The sequence below is a fragment of the Stenotrophomonas sp. GD03794 genome (genome assembly GCF_029842145.1).
GTDB classification, from domain to species: Bacteria; Pseudomonadota; Gammaproteobacteria; order Xanthomonadales; family Xanthomonadaceae; genus Stenotrophomonas; species Stenotrophomonas riyadhensis.
On sequence record NZ_JAOCFV010000026.1, the window covers coordinates 1 to 20,327 of the forward strand.

At 57.5% G+C, this 20,327-nt stretch carries 17 protein-coding genes; 9 read left to right on the plus strand and 8 right to left on the minus strand.

What is annotated here, in order from left to right:
• From N5D91_RS14430 to N5D91_RS14440, 3 genes are all read left to right on the plus strand, one after another.
• Window positions 1–896, plus strand: an 896-nt coding sequence (locus tag N5D91_RS14430; RefSeq protein WP_279907121.1) for a site-specific integrase, incomplete at its 5' end; no start/stop codon positions are given.
• A gap of 208 nt (window positions 897–1,104) precedes the next feature.
• Window positions 1,105–2,832 (plus strand): hypothetical protein, encoded by a 1,728-nt coding sequence (locus N5D91_RS14435; RefSeq protein WP_219634971.1) that lies wholly within the window; start codon window positions 1,105–1,107, stop codon window positions 2,830–2,832.
• 29 nt (window positions 2,833–2,861) lie between these two features.
• Window positions 2,862–4,988 carry an integrase gene (locus tag N5D91_RS14440; RefSeq protein WP_180854296.1) on the plus strand — a complete coding sequence of 709 codons (2,127 nt, stop codon included), beginning with the start codon at window positions 2,862–2,864 and terminating at the stop codon, window positions 4,986–4,988.
• A gap of 480 nt (window positions 4,989–5,468) precedes the next feature.
• Here the strand turns inward: N5D91_RS14440 and N5D91_RS14445 are convergent, their stop codons facing one another.
• The 4 genes from N5D91_RS14445 to N5D91_RS14460 all read right to left on the minus strand — a co-directional run bounded on the left by N5D91_RS14445 (window position 5,469) and on the right by N5D91_RS14460 (window position 8,403).
• A complete protein-coding gene (locus tag N5D91_RS14445) occupies window positions 5,469–5,627 on the minus strand; it encodes a hypothetical protein (protein ID WP_180854295.1) in 159 nt (52 codons plus the stop codon).
• A gap of 79 nt (window positions 5,628–5,706) precedes the next feature.
• The gene (locus tag N5D91_RS14450) at window positions 5,707–6,342 is read right to left on the minus strand and encodes an SDR family oxidoreductase (protein WP_180854294.1); all 636 of its coding nucleotides are present in this window, start codon (window positions 6,340–6,342) and stop codon (window positions 5,707–5,709) included.
• Between the two features lie 45 nt (window positions 6,343–6,387).
• On the minus strand, window positions 6,388–7,359 hold the full coding sequence (locus N5D91_RS14455; protein WP_180854293.1) for an alpha/beta hydrolase: 972 nt from the start codon (window positions 7,357–7,359) through the stop codon (window positions 6,388–6,390).
• Between the two features lie 117 nt (window positions 7,360–7,476).
• Window positions 7,477–8,403: an alpha/beta hydrolase gene (locus N5D91_RS14460; RefSeq protein WP_180854292.1), complete on the minus strand. Its 927-nt coding sequence runs from the start codon at window positions 8,401–8,403 to the stop codon at window positions 7,477–7,479.
• A 163-nt stretch (window positions 8,404–8,566) separates the two neighbouring features.
• Between N5D91_RS14460 and N5D91_RS14465 the strand changes: the two genes are divergently transcribed.
• From N5D91_RS14465 to N5D91_RS14485, 5 genes are all read left to right on the plus strand, one after another.
• Entirely contained in the window at window positions 8,567–9,475 is a 909-nt protein-coding gene (locus N5D91_RS14465; protein ID WP_180854291.1) for a LysR substrate-binding domain-containing protein, read from the plus strand.
• A 112-nt stretch (window positions 9,476–9,587) separates the two neighbouring features.
• The gene (locus N5D91_RS14470; RefSeq protein WP_180853448.1) at window positions 9,588–10,091 is read left to right on the plus strand and encodes a MerR family transcriptional regulator; all 504 of its coding nucleotides are present in this window, start codon (window positions 9,588–9,590) and stop codon (window positions 10,089–10,091) included.
• Window positions 10,092–10,094: 3 nt separating this feature from the next.
• Window positions 10,095–11,651 carry an MFS transporter gene (locus N5D91_RS14475; protein WP_219634969.1) on the plus strand — a complete coding sequence of 519 codons (1,557 nt, stop codon included), beginning with the start codon at window positions 10,095–10,097 and terminating at the stop codon, window positions 11,649–11,651.
• Between the two features lie 245 nt (window positions 11,652–11,896).
• The gene (locus tag N5D91_RS14480) at window positions 11,897–12,910 is read left to right on the plus strand and encodes a zinc-binding dehydrogenase (protein ID WP_219634966.1); all 1,014 of its coding nucleotides are present in this window, start codon (window positions 11,897–11,899) and stop codon (window positions 12,908–12,910) included.
• 46 nt (window positions 12,911–12,956) lie between these two features.
• Window positions 12,957–14,414, plus strand: coding sequence for an aldehyde dehydrogenase (locus N5D91_RS14485; protein ID WP_180854289.1), 1,458 nt, complete (start codon window positions 12,957–12,959; stop codon window positions 14,412–14,414).
• Between the two features lie 234 nt (window positions 14,415–14,648).
• Here N5D91_RS14485 and N5D91_RS14490 read toward each other — a convergent pair whose 3' ends face one another.
• Together N5D91_RS14490 and N5D91_RS14495 are read right to left on the minus strand one after the other, a co-directional pair.
• The gene (locus N5D91_RS14490) at window positions 14,649–15,101 is read right to left on the minus strand and encodes a protein-tyrosine phosphatase family protein (protein ID WP_258011530.1); all 453 of its coding nucleotides are present in this window, start codon (window positions 15,099–15,101) and stop codon (window positions 14,649–14,651) included.
• A 188-nt stretch (window positions 15,102–15,289) separates the two neighbouring features.
• Window positions 15,290–15,745, minus strand: coding sequence for an NIF family HAD-type phosphatase (locus N5D91_RS14495; RefSeq protein WP_180854287.1), 456 nt, complete (start codon window positions 15,743–15,745; stop codon window positions 15,290–15,292).
• A gap of 960 nt (window positions 15,746–16,705) precedes the next feature.
• On the opposite strand from N5D91_RS14495, the gene N5D91_RS14500 reads away from it, so the two are divergent.
• Window positions 16,706–16,981: a helix-turn-helix transcriptional regulator gene (locus N5D91_RS14500; protein ID WP_180854286.1), complete on the plus strand. Its 276-nt coding sequence runs from the start codon at window positions 16,706–16,708 to the stop codon at window positions 16,979–16,981.
• A 325-nt stretch (window positions 16,982–17,306) separates the two neighbouring features.
• Here N5D91_RS14500 and N5D91_RS14505 read toward each other — a convergent pair whose 3' ends face one another.
• Both N5D91_RS14505 and N5D91_RS14510 read right to left on the minus strand, forming a co-directional pair.
• Entirely contained in the window at window positions 17,307–17,957 is a 651-nt protein-coding gene (locus tag N5D91_RS14505) for a hypothetical protein (RefSeq protein ID WP_180854285.1), read from the minus strand.
• A gap of 837 nt (window positions 17,958–18,794) precedes the next feature.
• Window positions 18,795–20,132 carry an AAA family ATPase gene (locus N5D91_RS14510; RefSeq protein WP_219634964.1) on the minus strand — a complete coding sequence of 446 codons (1,338 nt, stop codon included), beginning with the start codon at window positions 20,130–20,132 and terminating at the stop codon, window positions 18,795–18,797.
• Window positions 20,133–20,327 lie beyond the last annotated feature (195 nt).

Consider the following 20,327-nt stretch of genomic DNA (forward strand, 5'->3'; position numbering starts at 1 on the left):
GCTGGTCAACATTGACCAAGGCAATCCGGTTCTGCCAGAGCCGTGGCTACCTGAAAAACCGCTTCGCTATCGTGGAGGTGCAGACGCCACAGGGCACCGCTCTCAACCTCGACGTTGGAGTGAAGCTTCCGGGTCTCAATGAGGCGGACGAACACGTTACCGCGCTGCATATAGACACACTCAATGGTGTGTTCGATCAGCTTGGGCCCAGTCCAACCCATGTGGAGGACGGGGAACTCATCATCAACGATGGTCTGACCGGCCCACGCCTTATGGCAGAGCTCTGCAGGCATGCTGGACTTAGAAGAGCAGAAGTCTGCGATCTGAAAGTTCAGACAGTCCTGAACGCGATCACGAATGGAAAGGACAACTTTGTTCAAGTCGCGATCCAGGTGATGGGCAAGGGATCGAAGAAGCGGAAGGTGCCGGTTCCCGTCTGGCTTCTCAACGCGCTCAAAAGATATGCCGTGGAGGAGAGAGCCCGCCTACTTGGGCCGAGGACAGCCAGGGGCGGAATGGACCACGGCTTCCTCTTCGTTCAAAGGACCAAGAACTCGCGCTACAAAGGCAAACCAGTCACTCCCGAAACACTCAATCGCGTCTTCGCCAGAGCGCGAGACGAGTATCTGAAGAAGCTGGCAAGCAAAGACGATATAGCTTATGAGCGTGCATCCCGCGAGCGAATCACGGTCCACGCGCTCCGGCACACGTTCGCCCTACACACCTATGTGGCGCGACAGACAGCCGGCGATCCAGATCCCATCAAGTACATCCAGCTGGTTCTCGGTCATGCCATGCGTCAGACCACTGAGTCCATCTACCTCCGAAGCTGCGAGGCTCACTACAGCGAGCTGGAGAGCGAAATCCTGCAAAGAATCAACGCCAGCTTGAAATGAGCTCAGGCATAAGCCCTCCGTGCAGTACCGCCACTTAGAGTACGAGTGGACACTTCTATCGCTGAACCAACTGAGTCCGATGGCTGGTAAACGAATCTCTCATGCAAGGCACACTCCGCAGCAAGATCGCCAACGCCAAGCCTCTCCACAGCAGGATGCTCAGAGCACAACTCAGTATGGGTGGAGGGTTGATACTACCGATCAGAAGATGGTGGCGGTTTTCGATAGAGAAGCCGGCTTAGAGCCGAACATCGTGAACCTCACCCGCTGGAAGCAAATAGGCACCGCGGCGCCAATCTTTGCCCAAGCCTACTGCCTCGCCTTTCGACACGACGCTAGGTCTACCAGAAGTAGTTCAGCAAACAACTTCATCAGCGGCTTCGTGAAATTTGCGCGGGAGCATCGAATAGAGATCAACTCTCCAAGCGACGTCCCCGAGGGCATCGGAAGCGCCTTCGTCGAGTTCCTCGATGCAACTGAGGATGGCAAAAAGCGGTTCTCGATCAACACACAGCTGAACTATCACAAGACCTACAAGAAAGTGGCTGAGGCGCTGCACAAGCTGGACCCGGCTTGGAAACGCCTATCAGTAGCTCACCAGCCGTTTGCCGGGAAACCGGCCGTCAGCATGCCCAAGGAAGACCCGACCGAAAGGCTTGGGGTGGTGATGACCGCAGCTGCCAAACAGGCGAAGGAGACCATGGATGATGTCTGGACATCCTTACCCAGGCTGCATGAGGAGCTAGCGGCGCTGATGGACGGTGGAAAGCCTAGAACTTCCAGTCCCGAAGCGAAGGTAGCCTGGATACTCGATGAGTTCGGCGGCAACTATCCGCTGCTCAAGACAGTCAGAACCCTGCCGGGCCTGAGGGATATGAAGGAGGATGAGTACGTCGAACTACGCCGAATCGCCCATCCCATCGGCATTGACCTAGTGCCTTTCTTTCTGCTGTTAAGCATGCACACGGGATTCAATGAGCAGACTCTGCGAGAGCTGACGTTGAGTGGGATTGTCCCGATCGAGTTCCTCGGAGAAGCCAGGCTTCTAATCAAATCGTCCAAAAGAAGGGCCGGGCCCAGCCAGATTGGTGCCCCGCAAAGGCGCGCCATTCCTGCCAGCGACTACGAGTTGGCACCCGAACGCCTTATCCAGTTCGTGAGAGATTGGACTGCTCGAATTCGAAGCTTCGCAATTCCCCAGATCCAAGATGACCTGTTTATGCACGTCACCTCTGAGGGTGGGAAGAACAATCGTCGCGGACTCCGCGTCGACAGCTATGCCGGAATCAACGACAACTACAACACCAAGGTCGCCAACTTCATCATGAAGTTCTGCGAGGTTCGCAACATTAAGTACTCAGCGACCAGAGACAGCAGGCTCGCATTCTCCAACTTGATCGACGAGCTATCGGGAGGTGATGCGCTCGAGCTGAAGAGGTTACTGGGCCACAAGCGAATCTCTACTGGACAGGATTCTTATCAGACCTGGGAGATGCAGAAGCGAGGCGCAGAGAAGCTAGCGGGAGCTATTGCAGCGCACCAGCGGTTCATCAACTCTGGAGGAAAGATTGACTCTCGGAGGAGCACTACACAGCACGATCGGACGGCTGCTACACCTGGCTTCATCTGTGCTGATGTATTTCAGAGCCCCCAGTTTGGAGAGCGGGAGGGAAGGATGTGCGCAAGCTACGCGAAATGCCCGGCCTGCCCGCTAGCCGCTTCAGACGCGAACAAGGCTTATGCACTAGCAAGGTTCCTCCAGCTCAAAGAACTTTACGAGTCGAGCATTGGCGAGCTTGGCATCGAGATCTGGAAGAGCAAGTTCAGCGACAGCTACGAAACCCTGACCACCAAGTGGATCCCCGCGGTCGACAGCGAGAAGAACCGGGAAGCAGCCAGTCGAGTCGTTCTGGCGACGCTGCCGTCGCTCGAATAGAAGACCAGCCGTCAGTTCAACTGCCACTAATGCGAGATGAGAACGTGCCAAGTAGCGCGCTGAACGAAGAATCGAAGTTCCTCCACCCAAAGTTCAATGTCGAAGCCAGTTCGAAGCTCTGGCGGTTCGCGTATGACCTCGCTGGCTCCAACCGGGAAGAGGTAATCCTCGACTGGGAGTTTGAGGTTGGGGCGAAGTCGAAGTTCACGGACATCCAGAACAAAGGGCTTCTCCTGGAGTTTCAGAACTTCATGCAAACCGCGATTACGGCAGACGATGCCGGGATCCGTATGGAAGTCGGCAGCATTCCCAGTACCTTCATGGGTCTACGAGAGCTTGCCGTCTTCATGGTCTCTCGCGGACTGAAGAGCATTCGTGAAATGACCTCGGCACTAAGCTGGGAGTACGTGGAAGAGCTAGATGATCAGTACACCGACGTAGTGAACGTGCAGGGACGTGAGCGCAAATGGACGTTCTCGTCTGCCTTCAAGCTTCTGCATCCTCTCGTTCAGTTTCACACTGTGTCTCGAGTGTGCAAGAGCAGGCCAATTGCAGGACCTAGCGAGGCACCATTTGATGGGAGGAGCACCTACAACGTAGTGGTCCATTCCCTGGGCCTCCAGAAGAATGGCCGCCTGGGCCCAATTGAAGACGACATCTCCGTCCCCGCTCTGTCCGAGGCACAGATGTGGATTGAGTGTGGAGCGGAAGATCTTGTAGATCTTGTTAACGATGTGATGCCCGCACTAGAGCAGGCGAGATCGCAAACAGGACCTAGAAGGAATGAAGTTCTGAAGGAAATTCGATCTCGAATCGAGCGCTTTGAGATGAGTACCAATCCTTTGACAGGATTGGCTTGGCACGAATCCCTTGAGCCCTATGAAAGGACGACGGAATACGGCGAGTTCGAAGTGAGCGGGCTTCAAGTACTCAGAAGAGCGATCATAGAGATGCAGAGTGCGTGCACGACCGTCATCCAGGGATGCACTGGAATTAGGTCGCATGAGCTGATGGGACTAAAAGTCTCAAACGAAGCGGCGATTGGCGGAGGCATTGTGGAGACCAGCCGATCGACAGATCTGGTGATGGATATCTTCTCGCTGGTTGGGATCTCTGCCAAGCGTCAGGAAACCCAGCATCGCTGGACCGCGGGCTTTCGACCGTCGGGGACGAACAGTTTGCCAATTATCGTCGTCGCTGTAGACGTGCTCTGTAGGTTGTTCGCCTACTGGAGAGAGCTGTCGGGAAGAAGCGATCTACTCCTTTCGTTCACTTCTGCGAAGTCACTGCCGACTGATGCGTCGAACGTTGGGCGCATGCATACGGCCAAGCATGCCATCCATCAGCGTGAGTTCGCGGCGAATGCTCTGGTGCGCCGTTTAGGCATCTCAAAGGAACAAGCAATTTCCCTGGTGCGCGCAGTGCGTCCGCAGCGTTGGCGCCCCACCTTTGCCCATTTCGTCTATAGATCCAATCCGAAGCTCATCACTCAGCTACGACATCACTTCCGCCACATGAGCGAGCAGATCACAGACCACGGCTACATTGGCAACGATCCAGAGCTGCTCGCAGAGCTTGAGGGTGAGCGGACAATGGAGACTGCCCGCATGATGCTTGAGATCAGCGCCGGAAAGATGGTGGTGGCAGGGCCGGCAGCGGCGCTCCTAAAGAAGCATGCAAGCTCGGTCACGCAGCTGGTGGAAAAAATGGAGGGTGAAGATTCGCTCCAGAAGGCCGCAGCATTGGTGGAGCTTGCGGATATCCGCCTCTGGACGGGTACGTACGCAAGTTGCCTTATCAACATTATTCCTGGCAAGTCCAGCTGCAACTCGCAAGCTGCAATGCTGCCTCGGGCTGCACGCCCCAACTTTGGCGCTCGATCACCAGGTCTCTGCTCATCGTGTCAGTGCTGCGTAATCCTTCCCGAACATCAGGACTTCTGGGAGCAAAGGTTGAAGGCGAATGAGCGTCTCGTCGCGGAGGAACAACGCGGACAAACCTTCAGTAAAGGCTCTGCTGCTGGAAGGCGGGTCGCACAGAGCAGAAGCATCCTCGCTCGACTGACTGAGGTTAGCGAGGTCGTGTCCGCCGATTCTGACGAAACGCCGTCACGTTGTCAGAGTCTGAATGAACCGGCGAACTACGAAGACGATTGAGTTCGAACTTGAGCGAAGCATTCTGCAGATCACTCTTGTGGAGCTGCTCGCGCAACCTGGCGATCTCCGAGCGGGCCTGCTCCAGTGCAGCCCCATTGACTGTCTGGGTCTCCTCCTTGCTGGCTCTCTGGATTGCCTCGTAGACGTGGGCGTGGCGTTCCAAGCCGGGGCGGAAATTGTTACGGCTTATGCCCGCTTCGATTGCGACGGTACGTACAAAGATGATCTTGTGGCCAGCCATCATTCTTGCTCTGATGGTTGGATGAGTTGGCTTTCCAGCCACCAGACGCTTCAGTGCATCCAGTGCGCGGCGTTCAATGCTGTCCAAGAGGCTGTCCACTCCGCTGTCTCAAACTGCGATCGGGTCGTTGCTTACAGCGACCCAGGATCTCCACCCGGTTCGTAAGTTCTCGGGAGGTAAGAATGCTAGCGGAGGAAGGGTCTCACGAGGCGCCTGAGACGCGAAGTTGTGAATTCCGTCTAGAATTCTTCATTGCTGGACGATCCAACGCGGAATCTGATCTGCGCCAGGTAGTCGCGCATTGGCTCCGAGCCACATTGTTCGGCCGCCTGGGCGGCGAAGGATACGGCGGCGGTCCCCAGTTCAACCGCGGCCACTTTGGCGAACTTCTCAAGCATCGGATTCTTCATGGGAGCTGAGCACATTTATCAAAGTCGCCGCCCAGCCCCGAACATCGGGGCTGAGCAATTCGACCCTTCACATGAAGTAGGGCTTGTCGCCATCGGTCCCGGGCTTGTTTGCGCCGATGTTGCCCCTGCTGTGGAGAGTGGGGTTCTCGATGATCTTCACAACCAAATCCGCAACGCTCTTGCGTGAAATGACCGTGCCCTTGAAGGGTTCGTCCTTCTCGGTCGTTTCATAGTCAACCTCATCTTCGTCGGTCAACCACGCCGCACGAATGATCGTGTAGTCGAGGCCTGAGGCTTCAATCAGGTCGGCCGAGGTTCGATAGGGCGGCAGGTACTGGCCAATCTCTTCCTTGTTCCACTCGCCGAAGGCACCAGGCACCTCATCGTAGATCCCCAGGGAGTTGACGAAGATCAGGCGCTTCACACCCTGCGACTTCATCACCGAAATGATGGTTTCGGTCTGCTTGTCCACGTTGCCGGCGAGGTTGGCGTAGACAATGTCCTTACCGTGCATTGCCAGCGCCAAGCCCTTCTTGTCCAGAACGTCGCCGATGACCACTCTCGCGTTGGCAGGCTCGCTGCCTGTGACGTTCTTTGGGTTCCGCAGATACAAGGTCTGCTCGACGTCCGGGTACTGGCCTAGCATCTGGACTGCCCAACGGGCGATCTGCCCACTTGCTCCAAGTACAAGTACGTTGTTCATGTCTTTTAATCTCACTCTGTCGTATGTATCTCGAGACCTAATGCCTCAGCGCATGTGCTTATCCAAGAACTGAAGAACAAGTTCTGGATGCCTGCCAAACCAGTTGTAGCCATCCTTGAAGCGACGCGACGTACCATCGATCCAGATGAGCTGCTTCTCGGCGCTGCCGATCAAGTCAAAGGTCTCTTGGGCATCCCGCGGGTTGGGCGCCGCAGCGTCATCGGTCAGCTGCCACATCAGAACCGGCATCTGCACGTCTGGGGCATAGGGACGGGGGCTCATCGCAGCCGCTGGGAAGCCCCCCAACTTCATGAACTCAAGATCGACAAGCTCCCGATAGCGCTCGATTCCCATTCGCTCGGTGGCCCGGTTCACCAAGCCCTCGGGAGTGGGAACCATCGGACTGCACATGCACAGAACGTTCTCAAACAGTTCCGGGTGCTTTGAGATGGCGACGTACTGGGAGATTCCTCCCAGGCATTGACTGAAGAGCCCCACCTGCATCTTTCCAAGCAGAGGGTGCGCATCCACAAAGCGCTTCACGCCGACGCAGTCACGCCATTCCCACTGGCCAAGCCCACTGACGCCATTGTTGGCAGCCGAACTGTTTCCATGATTTCGCAGATCGTAGGTCAGTACGTTGTAGCCAGCGTCGGTCAGATGCTTGTACTGAAGTACGAAGTCGATCTCGCCATCATCCACGTTGCTCCAGGGCGGCCCGAAGTGGCCCGGGAAGCCGGAACGACACATGGGCGAGGCGTGATTGAAGATGATCAGCTTATTGCTCATTCCGCCCTTGGCTGGAATCAGCCAAGCCTCAAGTGGCGTTCCATCGTCGGACGGGATCGAAAGATCCTCCCACTCAGTCATGCCGTGATCGGAGGGATCCTTATGCAGGAAGCTCCGGAGGGGTCGAATGATGCCCGCCAAGGCCTTGACCATGTTGTGGTCTTCCGGCGAGATGGCGGCAAGCTGCTGCATCGCCTCGCGAAGGCGATCTTGTTCGATGCGTGCCATAGATCTTTCTTCCTGGATTCAGATTTCGGCGCTTCATTGCGAAGCGCAGGACGCTGTCCGGCTCCCCGGCCAGAGCTCTGCCCTGACCGGAGATCGAGTGGTGCTCGTCGCGTCTGGTTACAGGTTGTCTTTGTAGAACGGGACGAGCTTGGCCAGTGCCTGGCCGACCGGCTCAGGCTTGTCGTAGAGGTCGTAGTGAGACCAGCCTTCAATGACGACCAGCTCCTTCTTCTTGGACGCGGCACGACCGATGATCTCGCAACCATCGCGATATGCACCGAAACCACCGACCTTGTCGCCCACGACAACCATGAGTGGCTGAGTCAGCAGAACTTCGGCCAGATGGAAGGCATCCCAGCCTACCGCCGCTCCCTGATGGGAGAACAGCGACCGATTCAGACCGTGTGGCTTCTGCCCCCGTGGAGTGCGGTAATAGTCCGTTGCCTCAAGGACATCGATTTCTTTGATCCCGGCCTGGCGGCCCGCCTCTACGGACGGCGGCAACAGATCATCAACCCGCAGTGCCTCCCCACGCATTTCAGCGGTGCGCTGAGCGGCGATCGCTTCCAATGCACCGATCGGGTCGAAGTTGCTGAATCCTTCGCGGAACAGGCGGCCATAGTTGGCACCGGTGATGGTGCCGACGGCCTTGATCCTGCGCTCGGTCATTGCGGCGTTGATTGAATAGCCACCGCCGCCGCAGATACCAAGAACGCCGATGCGTGCGTCGTCGACGTAGGGAAGCGTCACGAGGTAGTCGACGACGTGGCGGAAGTCCTCCACTCGCAACGTCGGATCCTCAATGAAACGCGGTTCACCGCCGCTGGCGCCCTGGAAGCTCGCGTCGAAGGCAATGACAACAAAGCCTTCCTGGGCCAGTGCAGTGCCGTAGACGTTGCCGGAGGTCTGTTCCTTGCAACTGCCAATCGGGTGCGCGCTGATGATGGTGGGGTAGCGCTTGGACTTGTCGAAGCCAGGGGGGAAGTGGATATCTGCAGCAATATCCCAGTACATGTCGGGGTTGCGGATCTTTACGCTTTCCATGGTGCGTCCTCGGGTAGGGGCTGCGGTCAAATGCCGTTGTTGCATCGCTACGGCGAAAGGGATTGCGTCGCCGGCAGGGAAAGAGTAAGAAAGCGATTGAGTCGGAACAAGATGGTAATTCCGACCGCAGAGTCAAAAATTTGTTTACAGTAGAGACGCCTAGATGGATCCCTCCCTGCTCCCCGCCTTGGCGTGGTTCACCCACATCGCCACGCATCGAAGTTTCACCAAGGCTGCCAATGAGGCTGGCGTATCGAAGGCGGCTCTGTCACAAAGCCTCAAAACGCTAGAGCGGCAGCTGGACGTGAAGCTGTTGTACCGAACGACGCGTGATATGTCGCTCACGGAGGATGGTCAACGTCTCTTTGACAGCGTCAGCCCGGCACTGGGAATTATCGAGCGCTCGCTTCGGGAGCTGAGCGCGGCGGGCGGAGCGCCGTCAGGCCTGCTACGCATCAGCACGTCTCACGTGGCGGCCAAATACCTGATACAGCCCCATCTGGCTGAGTTGGGCAGGCGCTATCCAGAGCTCAAGCTCGAGCTGATGATGGACGATCGCCTATCCAACATTGTTGCCGAAGGTGCCGACGCGGGGATCCGGCTGGGTGAGAGCCTGGCCGAGCACATGATCGCTGTTCCCATCTCGCCCAAGATCGAGCTGGTGGTTGCAGGATCACCAGCCTATTTCGAGCGCAATCCCATTCCCAGAACTCCCACGGATCTGGCTTCGCACAACTGTGTCGGGTTCAGGAGCATGGCCACTGGAGCGATTCACGGCTGGGAGTTCACCAGCCCGGAGCCGGAGTCCCACGAGTTCTCGGTTTCACCCCAGGGGTCGTTCATCACCAACGATGACGAAGCCATGATCGATGCCGCGCTGCAGGGCGTGGGCCTGGTTCAGCACATGGACATCGCGCTCCGCCAGCACCTTGAGTCCGGACGGCTGATCCCGGTGCTTCAGGACTGGTCGCGGCCATTCCCAGGCTTCTACATCTATGCCCCCTCCCGAGATCAGATGCCGGCCAAGGTCAGGGCGCTGATCGATCTGCTGGTGGAAATGCGATCGGCATAGCGCCCGGCAGGTCCCTCACGAAGCTGTCTGGATCCAAAGTCTGAACAGCCGTCCGTTGCAAAGGTGTACGTGAACGTATACGTTTACGTGCATCTTGCATCGGGCCAATGTCATGACCAGCAGCGATACCCAGCCCTCGATCACCGTAAGAGACGCAGCGGAACGGCTCGGCGTGACCCCGAGGACGCTGAAGTACTACGAGGAGCGTGGCCTGGTCGTTCCGCAGCGCAGCGACGGCCGCTACCGGCTGTACAGCGAGGAAGATCTCGCGCGCATGGCGCGGATTCTTCGCCTGCGTTCCCTTGGCTTCTCGCTGCAGGGCATCGCCGAGATGCTCAAGCGCCCAGTTGAGACGCTCGATGATGGCAGCACGATCTACGCGGACGCCTCGCTTCGCGAGATATCCCAAGGCCTCAGTGAGCAGATCGCGGCCCTGGATGCGCGCATCGCCGCGGCACGGAAGGAGCTGAAAGAGGCCGAAGCACTGCGCACCGAACTAAATGACGATCTGGACTACGTCAACGAGCGACTCTCTGGCCAGAGCCAAGACGCAATGCGCGGCAAGCGGATTCTCGCCCGGAGCAAGAGGGCGGCGGGCGAAGGCCAGGAGAGCTAAGTCGTGGACGCTGCTCTGTCTCAGGACGGGGATTCACGAGGGCGCGAGTCCGTCTCAGCCTTGATGACCTGGGCCCTCGCTCTGACCGTGGCGCTGGATTACTTCGACCACGCCGCTTTCACCTATTTCGCCAGCCACATCGCGGGTGGCGTCAGTGCCAGCTCATCTGAGCTGGTATGGGCAAGCAGCGCATACGCCATCACCTCCGTGCTGGGAATCGTTCAGCAGCAGTGGTGGGTGGAACGGCTGGGCTACCGGCGATACATCACCGCTTCTCTGCTCCTCTTTGCTGTGACCGCCGCGCTAGCGGGCATCGCGGAGTCTGCCTTCCAACTGATGCTCGCCCGTGGGCTTCAGGGTTATGCCATGGGCCCCATGCTCAGCGCCTGTCGTATCGCACTGCAGCGGGGCACAGAGGGTGCCCAACGGGCAAAAGGACTGAGAAAGTTTCTCTCTCTGATCCTTCTGGGAAGCGCACTTGCACCACTGGTGGGCGGCTATCTGGTGGTACAGGAAGGCTGGAGCGCGTTGTTCATCGCAACAGCCGTCGCTGCCATCCCGGTTGCCATACTGGCCTACGTCGCGCTGCCTGACCTGGGCGTCCTTCCCCAGGAGGAGCACGGTGAGAGCCATGCCGGACCTTACATCCTTTTCGCCGTTGCCATCTCCGCGCTGCAGATCTCGATGCAGCAGGTGCGATTCGAGTTGTTTGCCAGTTCGCCGGCATTGGTCGCCAGTGCGCTGGCAGGGATCGCAGCACTCAGTTGGTTCGCGCATCACCAATGGCATCATCAAAGGCCCCTGCTGCGGCTCCATGCCGTCAGGCAGCAGACCTTCCGCACCGGGCTGGTGATGTATGTCTGCTTCTACTACGCAAACAATGCGTTGAACTTTCTCACGTCGCGCTTCCTAGAAGGCGGCCTAGGCTATCCCGTCGACAAGGCTGGCCAGATCGTTGGCGCAACCGCACTGCTAGCGCTGCCCCTGGTCTTCATCTACTTCCGTGTGTCGCCGCTGCTGCCACGGAAGAAATGGCTGATCCTGCCTGGCTATGTTGTGGCATTCCTAGTCTGCGCTTGGTTCACCGCGATTCCCCCGAACACAAACCAAGAGTGGCTGGTGCCACCTTTGTTCTTCCGCGGCGCGCTACTTCTGACCATGGCGCTGCCCGTCGCGTCAGTGACTTTCAGCATGTTCGAGGCGGATGACTACAGCCATGCCTACAGGCTGAAGAACGTCGTCAAGCAACTAACGCTGTCGTTCTCGACGGCAACGTTCATCGCGCTCGAACAGCATCGATCCCAGCTTCACTACTCCCGGCTTGCGGAGAACGTGAGCAACTACAACCCGAACTTCAACGAACATCTCGACCGACTGGCAGCAAGCCTGGTTGTCCATAGCGGCGATCTGGCAAAAGCCCGGATGGATGCCATTGCACAGATCTATCGCGAGCTGATGCGACAGGTCGATTTCCTGAGCATCCAGGACGGCTACGTGCTGCTGGCAATCGTCATTGCATTCTCGGGAGTCTTTGCCTTGGCGCAGAGATCCATCCGCTAAATCGCATCAGAAAGCCGAAGCATCACACACCTGTGCCAGAAGCCGGCCCGGGATGACCAAACGCATCTTCAGAGCACGAATTGGCAATCATGGATTGACACTGCGTCAATCCCTCCCGTCTTTTTCGAAGCGCCAGAGCTGCCTAGCATCGCCATGCAAAGGAACCTCCATCGCTTCATCCATTGAAGAAGAGGAACAGAGTAATGCGCGGAATGGTATTCAAGGGAAACTGCGAAGTGGAAGTAATGAACTTCGCAGATCCCGTGCCGGGCCCAGGTGAGGCCATCATCGAGATCAAGGCCTCGGGGATGTGTGGCACGGATCTTCACTACTATCGGCATGGCATGGCCGAAGCCCTGGACATGCTCGGCATGCGTAGCAGGATGACGTCGGACGTCATCATCGGCGGGCACGAGCCCTGTGGCGTCATCGCAGAGATCGGCCCAGGCAGCGAACGCGGCTCGTTCAAAAAGGGTGATCGGGTCATCGTCTTCCACTACGACGGATGCAGCACCTGCGAGCACTGCAGGTCGGGATGGACTCAGCTCTGCGACCAGGGCGCCAAGATCTACGGCGTGTTGGGGGATGGCGGACACGCGAACTACATGAAGGTTCCGGTGACGTCGCTGGTGCACCTGCCCGCCGATGTGAGCTTCAAGGGCGGTGCGGCGATCGCCTGTGGTACCGGTACCGCATACGGCGCGCTGCAACGCCTGGACATCAGCGCCAGAGATACGCTGGCCGTGTACGGGCTGGGCCCGGTGGGCCTTTCGGTAGCGCAGATGGCGGCTGCCATGGGGATTGAAGTCTTCGGTGTGGACATCAATGCGGAACGGGTTGCCCAGTCAAAGCGCTTCGGCGTCGCACATGCCATCGACGCAAGTACTTCAGACCCCATTGAAGAGATCCACAAGCTCACGACTGGCCGAGGCGTGTCCTGCTCGATCGATTGCGCCGGCGGGCCTATTCCTCGCGCCCAGGCCATTCGAAGCACACGCACCTGGGGCCGTACTGCCCTGGTGGCGGTGGGCGGAGAACTGAAGATCGACGTCATGCGGGACCTGATCGGCAAGCAGCGGAACGTTATCGGCTCCTTCACGCTGTCCGAGACTGCCATGGACGAATGCGCGCGCTTCATCGCAAGCCATGGCGTGAAGGTCGACGACCTGTTCACCAGCGAATGGCGCCTGGAACAGGCAAACGAGGCCTATGCCGACTTCAACAAGCAAGCCAGTGGAAAAGGCGTGTTCCTTTTCTAACCTCCTCAACACTATTCAACAGAACTCATCAAACCTGGAGAAGAACATGAAACGCACTATCGACCTCAAGCATCCGGACCGCCTTTTCATTGGTGGCCAGTGGGTCGCACCCGATTCGAATGAAACGTTCGACGTTCTGGACTGCTCTACCGAAGACGTGATTGCATCGGTACCCAAAGCGAACTCTGTCGACATGCAGCGCGCAGTCGATGCGGCACGTGATGCCTTCGACAACGGACCGTGGGCGCGGATGACGCCGCAGGAGCGGGCCGGCTACCTGGAGAAGATTGCGGCACGCCTGGAGGCAAGGAATGATGACTTCGCGCGCGTCTGGTCCCTGGAGACCGGCATCGTCTTCAAGGTCGCTCAGCCTCGCATCGGGCTGTTCATCAGCGGCGCATTCCGCCAGTACGCAGAGATGGCGTCGACGTTCCCATTTACCGAAGAACACCGCTCGGTGACCGGCAATCTTGGCTACCGGGTCTACGAGCCGGTAGGTGTCGTCGCGGAGATCATTCCGTGGAATGGCCCGGCAGGCCTGATGGCCTACAAGACGGCGCCCGCACTGCTGGCCGGCTGCACGTTGGTAATCAAATCCTCGCCCGAAGCCCCCTGCTCGGCTTACATGCTTGCTGAGATCTGCGAAGAGGTGGGTTTGCCGCCGGGCGTGATCAATGTGGTCACTGCCGATCGTGACGTTTCCGAAGAATTGGTGGCCAACCCGGCTGTGGACAAGATCACCTTCACCGGCTCCACCGGCGCCGGCAAGCGCATTGCAGCGGTCGCCTCGGAGCGCGTCGCGCGGGTGACGCTGGAGCTGGGTGGAAAGTCGCCCGCGATCATCCTGGATGACTATGACATCGAAGAGGCTGCAAAGATCCTTGGCAACTCCTACTTCACCTACAACACCGGACAGATCTGCCACAGCTTGACCCGCATCGTGGTCCCGCGAGCAAAGCATGATCAGATGGTGGAGGCGCTTGCCAAGATCGCCCGGGGAGTCAAGTTGGGTGATCCGCTTGCTGAGGGCACTGGGTCTGGACCGCTGGCTAGTGCACGCCAGCGCGATACCGTCCAACGCTTCGTAGACCAGGGTGTTGCCGAAGGCGCAACTCTTGCCGCGGGTGGCAAGCGGCCGGAAGGAATCGAGAAGGGCTTCTTCTTCGAGCCGACCGTGTTCGGCAATGTCGACAACATGTCCACCATCGCTCAGGAAGAGATCTTTGGACCGGTACTCTGCGTTATTCCTGCCAATGACGAGGAAGACGCAATCCGGATCGCCAATGAGAGCCGCTTCGGACTCAACGCCGCGGTGTTCACAAACGATCCGAAGAAGGCCTTCGAAGTCGCAAGGAAGATTCGTGCGGGCACCGTTGGCCACAATGGTCCGCGTACCGATTTCTCTATCGGCTTTGGCGGCTTCAAGCAGTCTGGCGTTGGCCGCGAAGGCGGCGTTGAAGGTCTGGTCGCCTTCATGGAATCGAAGACCGTCGTAATGGCTTGACGTCCAGCAATCTCGCTGTGGGACACGCCGTAGTCGGCAACTGGGCCGCTAGGCTGAAGTACCTTCAGACGAGTGGGCACTGGGTTCCTGCGGGTATTTCCTGCAGGAACCTCTGTAGCTGTACTGCCAGGCGCTCGGGCTCTACTTCAGACCGAAAGCGAATGAGGGGCACTCGTTTGGAGCTATCTCTACGGTTGGTCTTTTTACATGGGCAGGAAGCTGATCCGAGCCTCCCTAGAGGCGATGGCGGGCAGATCCCCACTCGTGCAGGAACTCCTCCTGCTCCAATGTCTCAACAGCACCAAGGCGTACGCCTCTCACGCGCTTGATCGCATCCTCGCTGCTGAGGGAGGTCTTGGTTGCGAGGAGAAGCATGCAGGCGACTGTACCTGCTCTACCAAGCCCCCCCTTGCAATGGACGACAATTCTCTTTCCCTCAAGCAGTGCGTCGCAGAAGCGCGTCTCCAGGTCCTTCCAGCTCTGAAGGAATATGGAGTCGGGCGCTTTGCCATCCACAATTGGCAGACCGTACCACCGTAGGCCATGGGATTTCGCACGCTCCGGTAGAGCAGTGATCTGAAGCTCCTTGAACTCCCATGGCTCAATCAGGCTGATGAGATAGTTGGCGCCCCAAGAACCTATAGCTTGAAGGTCCATTTCCAGATCTCGCGACCAAGAGCCAGTCATTGCAGCTTCTTGATGCTTGCCTGGAGCGAAAGTGACTCCTATGGCTCCTCCACGTCGGCCGACCGGGAGAGTTGCTATCTGAAGAGGGTTGGAAAGACTGGTTCTGGTCATGCAGACTTCGCCGATTAGTTGGTTGGTGCCTTCACGTAGAGAGCCAAGAGGCCTCTAGGCGCCTTCACAAGTTAGCTTCAGTCGCCTTGCCCAGCTGACATGGAAAGCATCATTACCCTTTCCTCGATGCGTCTCCGGGAGATCCGTAAACCGCGGTCATCGGCAGGGTATGGCGACGCGAACAGTGGAGCTTCAACCCAAAACTGGAGTTGGTCGGGCTGGACATAAGGGTTGTGGTCATCCAACAGCAGGGCTTGGCCCAAGCGGGGAGACACGAATCGAAGGTCTTTGGTAGAACCTTTCCATTCGACGTAGCGAGCCTCTGCGAACCAACCAGGCGCATGTCCTTCCTCAGCCAGAAGTGATGCGATTCTTAGCGCGTTGTCCCGAGGCACCGTCGTGAAGAGCACAACCTCGTTGAAGCTGACCCGAACGTAGTCCAGGAAATCGCGAAGGCCTGGTCGAGGAATCTGGCTTACCGCATTGGAGATCAGCGTTCCCTCTAGATCGAGGGCAAGGATGGTGGGACGCATGAGATAGGAGCCTGTCTACGTTTGAGTGCGTCGTAAGAGACGCGATCTGGCTCTGGGCCTGTCTTGCTGGGCACCCAGAACTGGAGGGGCAAGCCAGTAGTCGTCGCCAATGGGCAGCAAGCACTCCAATGCGACATCGACCATCAGCGGTCGCCGCCACGCGGGATCTGGCAAGAAGCTGTAGTCAGACTTGCTTAGTGTTCCCAATGCTTGCTTGTGAGAGAGCCAGTCTGTTCGACTTCGTATCTCGCGGCTCAGCACGGTCACTGCCGCGGATTCGTCGCCGCCGGTGCTCAAGAAATGACTGGCAGCTCCTCGAATTGATGACCAAAGCACATATCGCTTGCGTCCCAGGCTCAGCTCACGCCAGCGTTCTTCCTGCACGCGCAAGATCTCCTCGGCGTGCTGAATCCCGATTCTATGCTTGCGTAGCAGTGACACGAGATAGGCAGCAACCTCGTGGTTGGAAAGCTGACGCCAAAGCCACTGACGGTCGTGCGCTCCAAGCGAGGGGCACCAGGCTCTCAGTGCATGGGTTAGCGAAGCACCCAGATCGTCCGGCAGCTGACTGCTTTCCCGATAGCTCCAGCTCACAGGGTCGTAAAGAGAGCGCCTTGTAGAACCGTTTGACGAGCCCGTCTCAGCCAGAACACCCGCTGCCTTAAGGAATAGCAACAAGTGCTGCGCAATAGCTGGGTCAGCGGCTACAGGTGCGGAGATCGAAGTCGAGCGCTCAAGCGCACACCACGCGCACGCGTAGAACGGCCCAAGCGATACGAGTAGCGCATCAAGGTCTGGCCACGGGGAGATGAGGGTCTGTTGGTCACGCCCATAGATCACTCGATCCCCGGCAGTTCAACCAGCTCCGATGCTAGCAAGCTCCCGGGAACCAGTCCACACAATTTTCATGTATCCGCTGCCTCGGCCATAGATTCCATTCCGCCCCTACAGGCGGACCCGATGGCTACTAAAACGATCTACCAAAGTGCATACCTTCGGTTGGTCGGCCAGCTTCGCGAGCGACGTGAGTCGCTGGGGATCAGTCAAACCAAGCTGGCTTCCCATCTGGGATGGCCCCAGCAGAGAGTTTCTTCGGTTGAGTCCGGCGCACGGCGCCTGGATGTTCTGGAGTTCTGTCTCATCGCCTCTGCCTTGGGGCTCTCCCCTACCGAGGTCTCTGAGCACGTATCGAAGCTGGTGAAGAGTGTGCGTGCCAGCCAGATTAAGGACCGATAGCATCGGACGAATCGCTCGCAGAGATCAGAGCCTCTGGATCCAGCGGCTGTCTCAAGATCCGAACACAGAATCAGAGGTCCCCGTCGAGGCCATCCTTCCCTAGTTCAGACGCAGCACATCATCTTCCCCGAGACGACATATGTAGATCCTACGCGGGAGAACATATACGTCATCGATTCCTATCTCTAGTCGGTACAAATGGCAGCAATAACCGCGTTGGAAAGCAACGAAGGTGAATGCAATTGCCCTAACCAACAGGGACTAGCGTGGGGAGCGTTGCGCTAGCCCCGCTCCTTAGCAGATCCGCCTATCCATGCAGACAGCGCTACCTACGGAAGTAGAAATCCCGATGGATGTCGTTGTCTGCCTCGCACAGGAAATCGATGCATCTCTCCAAGCGCGCCATAGTTTCGTGAAGCGCGATCTCTGAAGGATGCCCGTAAAGCGCATCTTCGAGCCTGTCCCAGCGCATCTCTCTCGTCTTGGGATGGACAAGACGATTTCTATCGTCGAACAACTGCCTGAAATCCCTACGAACTTCTGAATCAGGCGCGAGGGTCCACTGACGGCAGCATACGCCCAAGATTGCGAGCTTCTCTGTGATGCCCACGCGCTCCAGGTTTTGCTGGTAGAACCGTTCGCCTAGCCGGCGAACTCCGTAGGCGTTGAGGAATCCCTCCAGAGCCATGCACACAAAAAGATGGCAGCTAATGGCATGGCGATAGGCGGCCTCGTGAAGCTCAATAAGATCATCCGGCACATCATTCGCAAACACGTCATTGAACCCGGTAGCTCCCCGCACTGTCGCCAACTGCGCTTCCCCAGCAGTCAGCCGCTCCATAGCAAGGAAGTAGGCGTCGGCTTCTTGATAGGCATAACGGTAGTAAGGAGAGTGAGTATCCCACCACGCGCCATCCCGCAGGAGTGGCATCACGGCGTCTTCCAAGTCAAAGGCACTCTGTGAGGTACTGTTCAACGCGAAACTCCAATGCGGTAACTTACTGCCCAACAGTCCAGAGCCTCGATATCGTCATGTACCAAAGCCTAAGAATCATGCTCAATATCAGTAGCAATTGATGCTCTAAGTCCAAGCGTCGCTACTCTCCGCCACGTCTACGTCGAAAAGCCCCCCGGGCGGCTGCCGGTTGGGTCGACCAACCAGTCGCTCCGACGAAGTTATCTCCATCGACGTAGCATAGGCGCGTCGTCGAACTGTTGCACCGCCCTATCTGCCCTTATCCCTCATGGAACCTATGACGTTGCATAACGGCATTCAAGTCGTTGAACAGATCTTCCGACATGCCCAGCTCACTCAGATAGCGACCTAGATGGCAGACATAGAAGGTGTAGCTGCCCTTCTGGCTCATCGGTATGTAGAGTATGCCGGCCCGCCTAATGTGCTTTGAGTACTCATCAAAGTGCGGATGTACGATCCTAAACTTCTCAGGATCATTGGGGTAAGCCACAGGAACGTAACCCTTGACGGGTGGGTCGACATGAACCTCCCGGCTGCTCTTGTACTCATTACAATCAGGACAGCAGACGCACAGGTTGAGTGGCTCAAACATGTATCCTAGGTACATCGCCTTAGGAGCAATGTGCTCGACGGGAGATCCTGCGGCCGACCTGATCGATAGGGGGTTGAGGCAGTACACACACGCCAAGCGTTGCACGCGTCTGTAATGATCTCGGACTTCCACACGGACCGGCTCAAGACTGGCGTCGGACCACATCGTATGGTCATATGCTGGATGAGCACGTACGGTTGCAATTCTATTGAGCGCATCCGGGCTAAAGACAACAGGTTCGTCAATCAAGCCCGCCCCTCCTTGATAAGCGCTGAGAGTGAGTCGATCAACGCTATTAGCTTGTCGCTAGGATCAAGCTTCGAGCGCACTTCGAACAGCCAGTCGATCTCGCGCTCCATTTCGCGCGTAAATGGGCGGCCGACGCGCACTTGGGCGATGAGATTGAAGCATACCCTGGAGATGTACTCGTTCATCATGCCGGGTGCGTCAAACAGCTCCGCCAGTTGGAAGTCTGCGGAGCGATGTTGAAACTTCGACGCAGGATAGAGCTTCCTTTTGCGTAGGTGACAGATGAAGGATCCGGGGCCACTAAGTCTGGAGATGATCTGAGGCGAGTGCGTGGCAATCACAAACTGGCAACCGATGTAATGCGAGAATGCAGACTGCAGGAGCGCCATGAAGCGCTCCTGCCACTCTGGGTGGAGACTGATTTCGGGCTCGTCTATCAGTATCAAAGAGTGGTCTTGAATGTGCCCTGCAACGCCGAGCATCAACACAAGCAAGCACTGCTCACCAGAGCTTGCCCGCTTAAGGCTGAAAGACTGCCGCCGATACTTCTCCACCTCAATGTCCATCAGACGAAGCAAGTTCTCGTCGAACAACCTGAGAATTGCGCCAAGATGTCTAGGCTCTATCACCGCCCCGCTAAGAGTCGCGACGCTACTTCGGAAATCAACAGTGAGGCGCAACGCGCCAGGCGCATCCATAAGAGCAGAGGCGATGTCGAGGTCCCTCAGGACTACTTGCAAGCTATTGGTCGCCTCAAGGATCGATGCGACGCGGGTATCAAAACTATACCTGTAAGCGCCAAACTTGAAGGAGGATCTGTCACCCCTGTGACGGGTTGAGGTGTCACTTTCGAGCGAGCGTTCAAATTGGGGCTTTAAGACAAAGTTGAACACTGGAGAGAACTTCAATGAATTCAGAACACCCAGTAGGTTCAAGCTCGGTGGAGTTTCGGACAGTTTCGATAGCAACCCGCGAGCTGCGGAAGACAGCAGCGATACAGCGGATGAAGCGCCGTATATACCTTCACCGCGCATGCCAACATAGCGGTAGTTCTTCTGTGCTCTCGCATGTCGCCTAGGCGGAGCAGGAAATTTGTCGAACGGACTGGTTGATGCCGCAATGACCACAGGAAAGTCGGGAGCGCCTAGGAGCCGAGCACCCATTAGGTCGTAGTCTTTGATCCGTCCACGAGCAATGTCCGACAGCAGCCGGCTTTTCCCAACGCCGTTCTCCCCCACAACAACCGTATATGTGTTGTCCCTTGCTCCGACTTCAGCCTCGTCGACCAGACGTACCAAGTCACCGTCGTGGTAGATCTCGATCACTCGTTCCATGGGGACCCTCCCTGTCTATCGGGGGAATGTTGGCAGATGTTGGATGGCTATCCAAGATCGAGGTCCCTCCACTCCAAGCACTACATTGTGGGGATGGGATCAAGTCAGATGAGTGTAGGTCCGACTTCGGCCGGAGCCCTGTATGGTCATAGACGTATAGCTGGTCCTCAAACACCACCCATCAGGATCCGATCG